Annotated in this window: 13 protein-coding genes and 1 tRNA gene; 10 read left to right on the forward strand and 4 right to left on the reverse strand. The window is 41.3% G+C overall.

Annotated features, from left to right (window positions below; all coding sequences use genetic code 11):
• Positions 1-52: 52 nt before the first annotated feature.
• From FTW16_RS22445 to FTW16_RS22455, 3 genes are all read right to left on the reverse strand, one after another.
• Positions 53-126: transfer RNA gene (locus FTW16_RS22445), tRNA-Cys, on the reverse strand.
• A 199-nt stretch (positions 127-325) separates the two neighbouring features.
• Entirely contained in the window at positions 326-1,771 is a 1,446-nt protein-coding gene (gene viaA / locus FTW16_RS22450; protein WP_146492492.1) for an ATPase RavA stimulator ViaA, read from the reverse strand.
• An 11-nt stretch (positions 1,772-1,782) separates the two neighbouring features.
• Complete coding sequence (locus FTW16_RS22455; protein ID WP_146492493.1) at positions 1,783-3,438, reverse strand: ATPase RavA domain-containing protein; 1,656 nt, start codon at positions 3,436-3,438, stop codon at positions 1,783-1,785.
• A gap of 287 nt (positions 3,439-3,725) precedes the next feature.
• Here FTW16_RS22455 and FTW16_RS22460 point away from each other — a divergent pair, with 287 nt between their 5' ends.
• From FTW16_RS22460 to FTW16_RS22505, 10 genes are all read left to right on the forward strand, one after another.
• Positions 3,726-4,241 (forward strand): NUDIX hydrolase, encoded by a 516-nt coding sequence (locus FTW16_RS22460; protein ID WP_146492494.1) that lies wholly within the window; start codon positions 3,726-3,728, stop codon positions 4,239-4,241.
• A gap of 17 nt (positions 4,242-4,258) precedes the next feature.
• Entirely contained in the window at positions 4,259-5,263 is a 1,005-nt protein-coding gene (gene ltaE / locus FTW16_RS22465) for a low-specificity L-threonine aldolase (protein ID WP_146492495.1), read from the forward strand.
• A 770-nt stretch (positions 5,264-6,033) separates the two neighbouring features.
• Positions 6,034-6,558: a hypothetical protein gene (locus tag FTW16_RS22470; protein WP_261383508.1), complete on the forward strand. Its 525-nt coding sequence runs from the start codon at positions 6,034-6,036 to the stop codon at positions 6,556-6,558.
• A 77-nt stretch (positions 6,559-6,635) separates the two neighbouring features.
• Positions 6,636-7,133, forward strand: coding sequence for a hypothetical protein (locus FTW16_RS22475; RefSeq protein ID WP_146492496.1), 498 nt, complete (start codon positions 6,636-6,638; stop codon positions 7,131-7,133).
• A gap of 89 nt (positions 7,134-7,222) precedes the next feature.
• Entirely contained in the window at positions 7,223-7,948 is a 726-nt protein-coding gene (locus tag FTW16_RS22480; protein ID WP_146492497.1) for a molecular chaperone, read from the forward strand.
• A gap of 2 nt (positions 7,949-7,950) precedes the next feature.
• Positions 7,951-8,637, forward strand: coding sequence for a fimbria/pilus periplasmic chaperone (locus tag FTW16_RS22485; RefSeq protein WP_146492498.1), 687 nt, complete (start codon positions 7,951-7,953; stop codon positions 8,635-8,637).
• A 91-nt stretch (positions 8,638-8,728) separates the two neighbouring features.
• Positions 8,729-11,113: a fimbria/pilus outer membrane usher protein gene (locus FTW16_RS22490; protein WP_146492499.1), complete on the forward strand. Its 2,385-nt coding sequence runs from the start codon at positions 8,729-8,731 to the stop codon at positions 11,111-11,113.
• Positions 11,103-11,984, forward strand: coding sequence for a hypothetical protein (locus FTW16_RS22495; RefSeq protein WP_146492500.1), 882 nt, complete (start codon positions 11,103-11,105; stop codon positions 11,982-11,984). Before FTW16_RS22490 ends, FTW16_RS22495 begins: the two co-directional genes overlap by 11 nt.
• A gap of 95 nt (positions 11,985-12,079) precedes the next feature.
• Positions 12,080-12,769, forward strand: coding sequence for a helix-turn-helix domain-containing protein (locus tag FTW16_RS22500; RefSeq protein WP_146492501.1), 690 nt, complete (start codon positions 12,080-12,082; stop codon positions 12,767-12,769).
• Between the two features lie 273 nt (positions 12,770-13,042).
• Positions 13,043-13,363 carry a c-type cytochrome gene (locus tag FTW16_RS22505; protein WP_146492502.1) on the forward strand — a complete coding sequence of 107 codons (321 nt, stop codon included), beginning with the start codon at positions 13,043-13,045 and terminating at the stop codon, positions 13,361-13,363.
• A 33-nt stretch (positions 13,364-13,396) separates the two neighbouring features.
• On the opposite strand, the gene FTW16_RS22510 is transcribed toward FTW16_RS22505, so the two are convergent.
• Complete coding sequence (locus tag FTW16_RS22510; protein ID WP_146492503.1) at positions 13,397-13,960, reverse strand: hypothetical protein; 564 nt, start codon at positions 13,958-13,960, stop codon at positions 13,397-13,399.
• Positions 13,961-13,969: the final 9 nt, after the last annotated feature.

Consider the following 13,969-nt stretch of genomic DNA (forward strand, 5'->3'; position numbering starts at 1 on the left):
TATCGCATTTTCATTCTTAGTGTCTCTTAACTTATCAAACTAAGAGAAAGAATGGAGGCGCCTCCCGGAGTCGAACCGAGGTCCACGGATTTGCAATCCGCTGCATAGCCACTCTGCCAAGGCGCCTTTTTAATTCAACACTTTAGGGACTTAGGTAAGCCTCACCGCTGTGTTCGGGTGCCTACTTTACGGATTGGGGAGAGATAGTCAAACAAAAAAGTGAATTTAAATTCCGTTTGCTGACATTTAAATCAAATTGCTGCATGTTCGATCTCTTCAATCAAAAAACACACAGCAAAATCGATTTAAATAAGATGTTTTAGCGCTACCACTTCTTCATGAAACGACCGACAAGGCTCGGATGATACGCCCAGCAGTGGTCGAACATCGTCATAAGTTGAGGGTTACCATACTTAGAAAGACTAACCGCATGGAAACGGTTTTTGTGTTCTTTCAACTTTTCAACCTGAGCAATCATTTCGTCAGATTGTTTAGGTGCAATAAAGTCCGAAAGTACGATTAAATCGGCATTCTTGTATTTATCACCCGTCATCAAATCAATCGACTTCATAAGAACAGGTTCTAGATCCGTACCGCCGTGGAATGAGTAACTTAAGAAGTCGCTCGCTTCACGTAAGCCATCTTGCCTTGTTAACTCATAAGTAATCTGCTCAGAAGAGAACAGAATCACGTAACAGTCTCTCTCTTCCGCAAGAGCAATTTGCATTAAGGCATAAGCCATAGCTTTAGCAGACTGCTCAGGGAAACCACTCATAGAGCCCGAAGCGTCCACACAGACGATAAACGGGCCCTTTTCAATATCGATGTTCTTGCTATCTGGTTTTTGCGCCTTCACTTTACGTAACGTGCGTGATTTACCTTGCGAGCGATAGCTCAGTAAACGCTTGTCGGCCAAGTGCTTGTAAAAGATAACCTCAAGTTCAGGATAGGCTAGGAACATGGTTTCGTTTGGCAGCATTTTGTTCAGGTCATCACTTTCATGAATCCCAACAATATCATCGACGGCCTCATCGCTCTTCTCTTCAACCATCTGCAATTCTTCTACAGGGGCTTTGTGAAGCGAAGGATCATCTTCTTCACCAGCCATACGGCCCAGCTTTTCAGCGATCTCTTGCAAGCCCTTGTGCTTATTCAAGAACTCAGCATGACGCTTCATGATGGTAAGGTCTGTTTTGCTTAACTTGGCAGATGCCATATCCCACAAGCGCCCTACACTGCCTTCATCACCCGACTCCGTCACTTTGTCCATGTTTTTCATGGTTTCCATGCGCTGGTAAAGATCGGCTAAGACTTTTTCTTTGCTCGTTTCAAGTTCGGTTACTTGAGCTTGCTTGATCGCATCTGATAGTGATTGGTACCACTGGTCGCAAAAGTAGTGTGGAAACATCGCGTTATAAACGCCCTTATTGTTCTCCATAAGGCGTCTAGCTTGTAGATAAAACGCTGAGTGCCACTCAAGCTTTTTGATAACACTGTCTATCTCATCAAAGAACTGAGGTTCATCCCAGTAAATCACTTTTTGGTAAAGGGCGATCTCCTCTTGGAATCGATCAGTTTCACACACTTTAGTGACGCGTTTTTTTACTTTACCACGCCATTTCACTAAGTGGTTTTTCACTGATGTCTTCACACCTTTGTTCTCTGCAGCCATCATGACTTGAGAACGAGCGATGAGATCATTCATCGCTGTATCAATGATTCCTGAATCAGCCACCATCAAAGCGAGGTTTAAGCCGTCTGCTCCTAACATATGCTCTCCCCTTACTCGAAGTACTGGCTCATAAACTTAATACGCTGAGCAATCTTACTGCTCTTCACTTTGGTTGTTTCAAGATCTTGCGTTACCGCTTGCAAACTTGCTTCCATCGCTTTCGGTAAATCAGGGTCAATATAGTTATGAGGTAACGCATCATGGAATTCAGTGCGAACGCGTTTTAACTTGAATTCCGCTTCGGTTAACTGTTCTAGCGCTCTTTCAGCCCCACTTAACCACTTGTTATACAGTTCTTGATCCAAACCATCTGTGGTAACAACGCTCACCAAGACAGAGCGATTGGCAATGTCTTTAATCACTAATTGGTTCGAGGCATCTAAGTCGAGTTTTAAACGGCATAGGTTTTTATTTTCGTTTACGTAACCGTAAATATCGCCGTGACCTTCTTTAAGAACACGATCAAAATCGTCTTTGGCTACGTATACCCAACGGCTATCGCCTTTCTCTGATTCAGACACCGACATGTTGCTTTGTAGCATAACCAGTTTAACTAGATTGTATGCACTGCCCACGCTGTACATTTTCGCGTTCTTGATATCATTCTGGTAAACGTCTTTTCGTAACAAGCCGCTGGTTGATTCCATAGAAAGCGAAACAGATAGCGTCGATTCAACATCGTCTTGAATCTCTTCTAACTCTTCACGAGACATTTCGATTTGCGCTTTTGACTCTTGCTGATCGAACGCACGGTTCAATGCAAAGTCTTTAACCACGCTACGAACCACATCTCGTGATTCTGGGCTATGCCATAAACAATCTTGCAGAAGCATGATATCTAGCGGGTTCACGCTATCTCGCCCGCTAAAGAAGGCGCTCGCTTTCAATAGCTTAACGGCTTTCTTCCAACGTCTATCGGATACATACAAATCAGACTCAGATGCAGAACCTTGCTTCTTAACTGTTTCCTCAAGCATGGTTTTCAGTTCATACAGCTTGTTAAACGAGTTATCGGTCAGCTCTAACTTGTCGAGATCTTTCTGCCATTGATGGTATTCAATGTCAGTGATCGCCAAGCCTTTTGGAATCACAGCTTCTTGAGATGTGCCAGTCGTCAGCATCGATTTAAAGTTTTGTTTGTTTTGAATACGGTTTACAAACACGCGAACCAACATACGGTCATAAAGCGCTTCCAGGCCGCTGTCTTCGTCTGGAAGTTCATTAGATGCAGATACCAACAAGCGCATCGGTACACGCTCAATGTCGCTGCCGTTTTTGAAGGTTTTTTCGTTCACTACAGTAAGCAGTGTGTTTAGGATTGCAGGGCCTGCTTTCCAGATCTCATCAAGGAACACAACTTGTGCTGTTGGTAGGTACCCTTCAGTCAGTCTTACATAACGACCGTTATCTTTTAATTCTTGGATACTTAGCGGACCGAACACTTCCTCTGGCGTAGAGAAACGTGTCATCAAATATTCGAAATAGCTGCTATTGTCAAAAGCTTGGATCAAGCGTTTAGCAATAAGACTTTTTGCGATGCCCGGAGGGCCTAATAGGAATACACTTTCGCCGGCGAGAGCCGCCAGTAAACAGAGCTTAATCGTGTCTTCTCTTTCATAGACACCATCGGATAGAGCATGCGCTAATTTATTGATTCTTTCAGAGAGTAGCGCTTTGTCAGCATGTGAGGAAATAGAAGGGTTCATGCGTTACTCCGGAAATCTTTTAACTGTTGAGAGTGTAGATATGTTTTTATACATTTGTTAGCACTTTGTTACAAGTGTATTTTATTATTGAGTTGCATTTATATCAGATGGTTAGGGTCGTAATTTTCATGTAATCATAGATTCCAAATATGAGGGTAACATCACGAACGGCGCAAAACGAAATCTATAACTAAACCCAATTTTTCTTTTATTTTCGACACCATAGACGTTATGGTGGTGCACGTCTTCAGTTATCGATAAATTGGCAAGGAATGTGGCCAGACTGCATGAGTAAAGTTATCCATCAATGGAAAAGTATTTCTCTTATAGAAGAGAACGTGACGCTCCCTACGAACGTCGTGGTAAAACATACAACAATCAACCACCCTGGCGCGGCCGTTATTCTTCCTATCACTTCGTCTGGAAAGATTATCCTCATTAACCAATTTCGCCCTTCTCTCAAAAAGTGGCTTCTAGAGTTACCTGCAGGCACTATGGAAATTGATGAGACACCTCTTGAATGCGCGCAGCGCGAACTGGAAGAAGAAACAGGTTACAGTGCAACTTCTTTTCAAAGTTTAGGGCAAGTTACGCCTTTAGCTGGCTTCTGCGATGAGATACAGCATCTATTCGTCGCAAAAGACCTAAGCCTCACTACCCGCTTTGAATGTGATGAAGATGAAGTCATAGAAGTGATCGAGCTGAGCTTAGAAGAACTACACAACAAAATACGACACGATCAAATCACCGATACAAAAACTATCGCTTGTTTAAGTAAAGCCCAACTCTGCGGCTACCTATAATACTCTAGGAGAGAAACATGGACTTTCGTTCTGATACCGTAACTAAACCCTCACAAGCAATGCGCGATGTAATGGCAAACGCAGAAGTCGGCGATGATGTATATGGTGACGACCCAACAGTAAACGAGCTTGAGCAGTGGGCAGCAGACGAAACAGGCTTTGAAGCCGCTATGTTCACGTCTTCTGGCACGCAAGCTAACCTACTTGGTTTAATGGCGCACTGTGAGCGTGGTGACGAATACCTTTGTGGCCAACAAGCGCACAACTACAAGTACGAAGCTGGCGGCGCTGCGGTACTTGGTTCTATTCAACCTCAGCCCATTGAGAACAACGCAGACGGCACACTAGACTTTAAAAAACTTGCTGCTGCGATTAAGCCAGACGACAGCCACTTTGCACGTACTAAGCTGCTTAGTTTAGAAAATACGATTAATGGTAAAGTACTTCCAATGTCTTATTTAGAGGAAGCTCGTGAGTTCGTAAACCAACATGGCTTGCAAATGCACCTAGATGGAGCGCGCGTCTACAATGCGGCAGTCGCGTTAGATGTTCACATTAAAGAGATCGCACAACACTTCGATTCTATGACGATTTGCTTATCGAAAGGTTTAGGCGCTCCAATCGGTTCACTACTTCTTGGCAGCAAAGAGTACATCGCTAAAGCACGTCGACTACGCAAAATGGTCGGCGGTGGTATGCGCCAAGCAGGTATTCTTGCCGCAGCTGGTAAGATGGCTCTAACAGAGAACGTGACTCAGCTTAAAGCAGACCATGCGAACGCAAAAAACCTAGCGATTGGTTTAAGCAAGCTAGAAGGTTTTTCGGTTAACCCTGATTTAATTCAAACCAACATTGTATTTGCGAAGTTAGATGAGTCCGTGGATATAAACCGAATCGCTCGCGAGCTGAGCGAACAAGGCATTACGATGTCACCAGGGAATCCTGTTCGCTTTGTTACTCATAGAGATATCAGTTCAGAAGACATCAGTACTTTCCTAACAAAGCTAGAAAATGCGCTTTAACTCTTAACGAGAAGAGCCTCTATCGCAATTAAGACTAAAGCTTCCCTTGGGAAGCTTTAATTTTTCTAACAAATTCGTTAAACATTCCCACAGCCAAAATAACCTTCAACACCTGCTGGTTTTCTAAAAAACACACTAGATTGACTGGAACAGAACGCAATCTCGTTTTGGCCTATGTGAATACCTTCTAAGAATCATCCACCACATTTCAGCATTCTATTATCGCTTACGTTTGACTTGCATTGGTGACATAGAACATTGAATGGTCGCTAAAGGTAAATAACTTAGTGATAACATTTAAAGTTTTTAATTACCACGCACAAGGTAATTAAAAATAGAATAAATCTGTCCTATATCATTTATTTAAACAACTAATTTAAATAAAGAAATAGTAGATAGTCACTCTCCACCATTACAATTTATAACCGCTACAATCAACTTATAAATCAAATTTTCAAGTTAGTATTTCCGTTAATAACACTGCCATAATTGTGATGACAGTAGCCCATCGCAAAACTCAACACACTCGACGTAGACCATACTTCTATTATTATCAATTAAATAAAATCCCCTCGTCAAACCAAATTTGGGGTGAAATCCCTCTATCTAATTGAATATAATATTAATACCTCGTAATTTAGCCGCTACCTATCAGGTTAAAATCATACCAAAACTCATACTTTCCTTAAATAATAAACTTTTTTTACTACTTCATCATTTTTCAAAGCACATATAGTTTTCAAAGTTAAGCAACAAGTTACATTCAATCGTTGAGAGGTGAGATTATGGTTAGAGCATTTCGAATTCTTCATAACTTAATCATCTCAGCGTTAATTTTCAGTCTGTCACTTTCATTATATGCCAGTGCTAACAAATTAACGTTAGGAATTAGCGGCCAGATCAAAGACCGATGCGAAATAAACTTCTTTTCTGGCAATATCATGAATTTTACGGAACACCGTGATGTGCAATCGTTGCCTTTTAATATCTATTGTAACCGTCCTCTGGGTATAACGATTAACTCAAAATATGGAGGATTAAAATATCAACATCAAGGGGTTGATATTATTGAAAATTACAATTTGTCATTACAAATAGATGAAATTCGTCTTCATGAAAGTAGGCACAGCAGCCAACTTACTTCACCAGTAATGATAGACAGTTCTGGTGTTATTCCGTTCTCTCAACATGGGAATCTTAGGGTAGCACTCGAAAATAGCTTGCGTTACGCAGGTTATTATCAAGACGTTATTGAGATCGAAGTTTACCCTTCGATTCATAGCGTGACGAAGTGAAAACTCTGCAATGTATCTGCAGAAAAACATACGCTCAGCAGTATTCGAGCCAATCATTTAAGATAAAGGAATTTCTAATGAAAAAGCTAACACTCTACGCAGCAACAGTCACAGCTATTTTTGGTGCTCAAGCCCAAGCCGCTCCTGGTGATGTCCAGTTAGTGGGATTTGTTTCACCTGTATGTGAGGTTACTGGTCTTTCAACACAACTGATGGACTTTGGTAACGTATCTCAAATTCAAAACCTTTCTGTTAGTGGTCTTAACATGAAGTGTAATGACGTCGATGGTGCAACGGTGACACTGACAAGTGCTGAAGGTGGTCTAGAGTCAGATGATAGTGAAGACTACGCTCTTACATACGATGCAACATTTAATCCTTCAGGCTTAGCTCCTTTCACGCTTAATGCACCAGGAGGCCCAGGTCTAAATGACGTTTCAGTCAGTAATTCTTATGGCGGTTCTGGCGCATTAGCGACAGGTGTTGCCGCATCTATTGATATTGTGACGACAGAAACCTCCCCATGGGCAGGTGGCTACTCAGATACATTAACCGTAAATATCACCTCAAATTAGAGGCTAATAAGTCGGGGGCTATTAATTGGCCTCCGACTTAATCTCAGCCTCAATCTCAACGACGTAAGTTTAATTTGGAGCTCTTCGCTATGTATCAATGGATCATGCATAAATGGATCGTTCTTTTCCTATTGTCATTCACTTGTTTGTCCGCTCATGCGTTCAAAGTAGAACCGATGTCTATGGAAATGACGCCGCTTGGAAAAAGAGCTCAAATGACCATGAGGGTTGAGAACTCTTCTCAAGAACCACTCACGGTTGAGTTGTCTCCGGTATATATGACAATGGACAAATATGGCAAAGAGACCACCACTCCTGCTGATGACGAGCTATTAGTTATTCCTGTGACCGCGATTATTGAACCTGGACGATCACAATCCATTATGGTGCGCTATTTAGGCGATCCTTCCATCACAGAATCTAAAGCGTATCGAATTGCTGTGAAGCAAGTGAAAGTTCAAAGAGCAAGCAGCAACCAAGGGCAAGTAAGTCTTTTACTTCAGTTTAATACGCTTATCAACGTCCGACCTCAGAACACGGTTTCTCAGCTTGAAGTAAAAAGTATCGAACAAAATGACAAAAGGAACAAATGGGTTCTTGAAGTAATTAACAGTGGCAATAGTTATGGTCGATTAACCAATACAACATGGAAAATATCTGATGGTAAAAACTCAATCTATTTAAAAGGTGTAGAAATCGCTAAGCGTATTCCGGGAACTTTAGTCCTTCCCTACTCCACTCGTTATTTTGAAATGCAGCCTCTTAAAAATTACAACGTGAATAACCTAACGATTGAAATAGAGCAGGATCAATAGCAATGAGACGTTATATTTGGGGAACGCTCATCTATTGCTTTCTGTGTGCACAAACGTTGGGCATAACACTGTTTCCAACCGTCATTGAGCTCAACACAGATCACCGGGCATCATCTCAACTGGTTGTGACTAACAACTCAACACAAGCTCTCCCACTTGAAGCTAACGTTCGTCGATTAAAATTCTTATCTGATGGTACATTCGAGACATCGGAGCTAGCGAGTGAAGAGGTGTTTGTGTTTCCACCTGCCGCGATGTTAGCCCCCGGAGAACGTCAAGTGTTCCGTATACAATGGTTGGGAAACAGAACTCTCGAAACCTCTCAGAGTTATTTCATCCGTTTCAGTACCGTGAATATTGGACAGAACAACGCGAGAATAGATAAACCCATCGGTTTGACAACCGGTATCAACTTACAAGTTCACTACAATGCGTTGCTGCACATTCACTCATCGTCGTTAGAGCCTGACGTGAAATTGCGCATAGATGAACAAGGCAAGCTAACACTCACTAATTCAGGATCGCGATTTACCTATACGTCGTTACTTCATTTTGCAGGGCTCGAATCTCAAAGCCAAAAAGTACATGAGGCTTTAGGTGAGCAGTTTATTCCACCACGCTCCACTATTACTTTCCCTTCTTCTTTAAATTACTTACCAATGGGCACTTACCATGGGCATGAAAACTGAAAACCATCACAAGATGTGGCAAGTTTTATATATCTTGGGATTAGTACTTTTTTATTGTGCCGCCTTAAGCCCCGCAGCTTGGGGCAAGAAAATGGTCTTGAACCCAACAGGGCGAGATATTCAACTTACCTCTTTGCTAAGGATAAGTGACACCATACTGGGAGAAGCAGACATTATCATTACCGCAAACAACGAAATTTTGTTACCGAAGGAAAGTACGCTTTCACTCCTTTCATCCGTCGTAACTCAAGAAGGTATTGGGAGACTCAATGGCACGACAGACGATGAGATGCTGTCTCAGCACCATTTTGAGAGTGTAGGATTAGGTCTGAGTTTCGATTTCTCTTCATTAGAATGCATCGTGACGGTACCGCCTGAATTTAGCTTAACCCAACAACTGTCTATGAACGGCGCAGATGATTTTTATAACTATGTTGAGCCAAATTTGTTAAGTGGATACGTTAACTTTGCCCTTTCGGCCAATGAGACCCAATATGTCGATCAGAATTCGTCAAGGCAGGATCTCTATCGCAGTCAATTCGACTCAGCACTTAACATTGGTTTTCTAAACTTTGAGTATGAATCCTACTTAGAAAACAGCTCATCACAAGATTCGCGATACGTGAGAGAAGGATCTCGCCTTAATATTGACTTTGCAGAACAAGGCACACGACTTGTGCTCGGCGATATGTACAACAGTGGTCAATCTTTTCAGGACAGTACCGACATACTTGGTATTGGCTTAACTCGAGATTTCACACTCATTCCAACCAGAAATGCGCGACCACGAGCCAATCAATCATTTACCCTTCAAAGGGCATCAAATGTCGATGTCTATATAGATGGGATTGCAGTCCAAAGATTAACCCTAGGCGCTGGTAGCTATAACCTTAGTGATATACCCCTGGCGCAAGGTAGCAATGATATTGTACTCGTCATCACCGACCGCTCAGGTAATGAAGAACGCATCGAGTTTTCTATTGCAACCGGTAACGATTTGCTAAATAGCGGTGAGTTTGAATATAGCATCATGTATGGAGCGCCTTCTGAATTACAAAATGGACAACTAGAATACCTTACCGATGAGCGTATTTTCCATGGTTATGTCGATGTGGGTATTAACCCTTGGTTAACGTTGGGTACAAACTTTCAAAGCCGTAAAGATCTTTACCAATATGGTGCCACCGCGTTACTCGCTTCTACATGGGGCGTCACTGAGCTCAATGCTTCGCGTAGCGAACACCCTACATTTGGAACTGGCGACGCATACAAATTTGCATTCGATGCGGAGTTCTCCAATACGAATACTCTGTCTCCACAACTGAGTTTCAGTTATGAATATCTGGCCAACAATTTTACTGGGGTCTCAGGGTTTAATGCTTCCGATATCGATATCAATTTAACCACCCATTATGTATCTGCATTCAGCTCTATTTACCTTAGTCAGTCTTTACGTGCCGCCATGACCCTCAATTATCGCTCAGGAGTAGACAAAGAGAACGATTATTGGCTGATTAGCCCGAGTTTATCGGACGGACTGTTTGATACTCCCGCCACCTGGAGTGCACGCGTTAACTATCGGCATAACGCAACCGAAGACGATGATATCAGCACTACAGTCACCGTTAGCTGGCCTCTTAGTCGACAAACTCGTGTCGTCGGTCGATACACCACAGAACTCAATGAAGCCGCCTTAGATTACAGCTATCAAAATAATATTGGTAACACAGGGGGGATATCAGCGTTTGCGAGTGTCATTAATAACGAAGAAACGGATGCCGATATGGATACCGGAATTAACTACACGGCAAACCGCTATGAGTTGAATGCGACCCACGCTTCACGGCTTGAAGATATTAGTGGTGAAACACGAAACCACAGTACTGACGTGACTATAAGTAGTGCCCTTGCTTTTGCAGGTTCATCTGTGACGATCGGCAGACCGGTGCGCGAAGCCTTTGCTATTGTTAGCAAGCACGAAAGCCTCGCAAAAAATGACGTGGCTGTCGACCCAACAAAAGATGGTGAATACGCACGCGTTTATCTTAAAGGAGATGCAAGTGCCATGGTTCCTGACCTTGTTGCTTACAACAGCCAAGTAGTCAGTTACGAGGTCGATAACTTGCCGCCAGGGTATGACTTAGGTGACGGTGCTTTTTGGATTAAGCCTGGTTATAAACGGGGCTTCCAACTCCAAATTGGATCTGATGCAGTATTAACCGTTATTGGCAAGCTATTCGATCGTCAAAGTAACAACCCTATTTCACTTGTCGCTGGTGTAGCACATTACCTTGGTGAAGCAAAGCAGTTGCCAATTGACTTCTTTACCAACCGTAACGGCATATTTGCTATCTCTGGATTAAAGCCAGGTAAATATCAATTGGTACTCGACACTAAAGAACAAGAGTCAGTCATCATTACCCTCAGTGAACGCAGTGACAACTTGATAAGACTAGGAGATGTTTATGTGGAATAAACAAGTTCTTTGGGGATCCTTGTTCCTCATCGCCATAAACCATGTACCTTCGGCATTGGCGTGTGAAGCCAGTGCGTTAACTATTCAACCCGTCTCATCTAAATCACAATATGATGTTTTCAGCGCAGGCACATTCGCAACAATAAACACTTACCGAATAGATGCGAACATAATTGGCGAGCCCTGCGAGTTAACCTTAATTTTGCAGCTTAACGATACCAGTCGCTCGTTAAAAGGGTCTAGCCAAGACAAACTCAACTTTGAGTGGTCAGGGCAGATTGGCATACCGGTGGCTAATCAATGGCACTTATCATTAACCGATAGCCATCCTTCGGCAACGATACAAATGCGATTCCCGAGCAAGCAATGGTTAGCATCAGGAACCTATCGGGGGTTATTGGAAGTCTCACCTTCTTATATATCAAATAGTAAACAAATAGAAATTAGCCCTAGCTCCATCCCGGTCTCTGTTAACGTTCCGCCTGCTGCAAAAATTCATTTTTATGGATTAACCCAACAACATTATGACCTTGATCTTGGAACATTATATTCAAACAAAGTTATTCGTTCTGCACCTAACCTATGGGTTCAAAGCAATACAGCTTATACCATCGTATTGGAATCATCCCACCAAGGAATGCTACGTCATGAATCTAATGAGACCAAATGGGACATTCCATATCAATTATCCCTCGATAACGACAGAGTAAACCTTGAGCAACTGGATGTAAGAATTCAACGTCTTTCGGCTACGATTGGTCAACCGATTCCTTTAAGCTTTGTTATAGGTGAAACAGAGAACAAACCAGGAGGACAATATAACGATACATTACAAATTTCTATTGAACCTCGACTTTCACAGCAACCGTAATTATGCAATTATGTAAAAATTAAGCCGTAGAGCTCAATTTTATAAAACACAACGTCATAGAATCAAAACATGATTTGCCAGGCTCGGAATAAGTTATGCGTAAAGATAATTTAAAGCACATGCTCCTAATTGGTGACAATGGTATTAACAACCAGTTTATTCAGCGTGAAATAGAAAAATACAGTGACTTTTCTTTTAGCAGAGCATGTATGACAAGCATTGGGCGCTCGAGTAACCATAAAACTTTCGATGTCGTCCTTATTAGCTACTTACTCTTGGCAAAGATCGAAGATATCAGCATCATCTTATCAAGAATAGAATCTAATAAATGGGTAGTCTATGATGTTCCTGCAGACATTACCGGACAGAGTATTACTGTAATGCAACTATTCAACTTGTTTAATATAAAAGGAATCATCTATCAGGACGCTCCTATTGATCACCTTACCCGTTGTTTAAAAACAGTGTGTGACGACGATTTGTGGTTGCCGAGAAAGTTAATGTCACATATTTTAACTAATAGACACGATTACACTTTCAAGTCGAAGGTAATACTATCTAGCCTTACGAAAAGAGAAGTTCAAATATTCAAGCGAGTGATAAGAGGAGATTCAAATTTAGAAATATCAAACGAACTATTTATTTCAGAAAGTACGGTAAAAACACACGTATACAACATATATAAAAAAATAAACGTCAATAACCGAAAAGAAGCAATAAGAAAAGCAAATTTTATCAATAGTTTAGAGAACATTATACAACCAGACATGAAATTCAAAACATGAATATTCAATTCAAAGCTTGATCCCCGCTCCCCTTAGTAATTTTCTATACTAAAATTCAACAACAGCCGATCTCAGAAAACCTAAATCTCCCTGCACTCTTCTAGTCGGCGAAAAACTGTTTTCAAAAAGTTTAGGTGATCCGATTGACTCACGACTTGCCTAAGAAATCACCAATAGCACCATAAACCATATTAAGTGTTCATCTAGAACAAATAATCCTTGAGCTTCCCCTAAGGGGAAGCTTTATTGTCATGCTTTTAATGGAGTAAAACCGTGACTTACCATCCCTTCGCTTTGATCTTGCTTACCCTTTCGCCTAGCCTTTATGCTGCTGATTTTGGAAACTCTGCTCTAGGTAAAATGAAATCTCCAAGCTGTGTGTTTTGCCATAACCCCACCAGCCCATCAACTAATAGCACCTACCCAAACCTTTCAGGTCAAGATCCCCTCTATCTCTTTAATGCAATGAAAGCGTATCAAAACGGAGACAGACAAGGCGACTACGCAGATATGATGCAAGCACAACTGAGTAAGCTCAATGATCAAGATTTGAAAGACATAACCGCATTTTATTCATCTCAAGATAGTGAATAGCTGATGCGTTTAGCATTGCTTAAATGAAACACATCATATTACTTTGATGTGTTTTATTGATATTGTCGAGACAGGAATATCACAAGACTCAAGCTTTCCGACTTTAATATTGCTTCTTCTTTGAGGAAGCTCATAATAGTCAAAACAATAGTTATTAATGTTATTGACTTGATCTCCCAACGGTAGCAACTTATTTAATTTGGAAATATAACTAGGATGTAGCTTGTATAAATCACTAATGTTTTTTCTGTTAACCATCAACGTATTTCGATTTGTATTCGCGTAGCTTAATATTTTATTGCCTTTACGGTTTAAATCAAAATCACAGTTACTACAATTCGAAATCTGTGTAAGTATAGTCTCACCACTGTTACTTAAAAACACTTTAACCTTTGTATGATTTGTACTTAACACGCTGTTATTATTACTATTAACCTTAGTATAATCAAAATAGCCAACGAACTCGAAACCTCTATCAATTTCAAATAATCGATGTTCACCATCTGTAGAGATAACGTGCTCATCAACGATAAATGAACCAGAACAACCCACTAATATTAATGAAAACAATAGGTAAACCGTAGCTTTAAATTTCATAATTAACTC

Origin of the sequence: Vibrio sp. T20 (genome assembly GCF_007858795.1) — a bacterium.
Taxonomy (GTDB): Bacteria; Pseudomonadota; Gammaproteobacteria; order Enterobacterales; family Vibrionaceae; genus Vibrio; species Vibrio satsumensis.

Coding starts and splice junctions, on each gene's coding strand:
- FTW16_RS22500 (WP_146492501.1), top strand. CDS start 12,080: ATGCGTAAAGATAATTTAAAGCACATGCTCCTAATTGGTGACAATGGT.
- FTW16_RS22495 (WP_146492500.1), top strand. CDS start 11,103: ATGTGGAATAAACAAGTTCTTTGGGGATCCTTGTTCCTCATCGCCATA.
- viaA (WP_146492492.1), bottom strand. CDS start 1,771: ATGTTAGGAGCAGACGGCTTAAACCTCGCTTTGATGGTGGCTGATTCA.
- FTW16_RS22490 (WP_146492499.1), top strand. CDS start 8,729: ATGGTCTTGAACCCAACAGGGCGAGATATTCAACTTACCTCTTTGCTA.
- FTW16_RS22480 (WP_146492497.1), top strand. CDS start 7,223: ATGTATCAATGGATCATGCATAAATGGATCGTTCTTTTCCTATTGTCA.
- FTW16_RS22455 (WP_146492493.1), bottom strand. CDS start 3,438: ATGAACCCTTCTATTTCCTCACATGCTGACAAAGCGCTACTCTCTGAA.
- FTW16_RS22485 (WP_146492498.1), top strand. CDS start 7,951: ATGAGACGTTATATTTGGGGAACGCTCATCTATTGCTTTCTGTGTGCA.
- FTW16_RS22510 (WP_146492503.1), bottom strand. CDS start 13,960: ATGAAATTTAAAGCTACGGTTTACCTATTGTTTTCATTAATATTAGTG.
- ltaE (WP_146492495.1), top strand. CDS start 4,259: ATGGACTTTCGTTCTGATACCGTAACTAAACCCTCACAAGCAATGCGC.
- FTW16_RS22460 (WP_146492494.1), top strand. CDS start 3,726: ATGAGTAAAGTTATCCATCAATGGAAAAGTATTTCTCTTATAGAAGAG.
- FTW16_RS22475 (WP_146492496.1), top strand. CDS start 6,636: ATGAAAAAGCTAACACTCTACGCAGCAACAGTCACAGCTATTTTTGGT.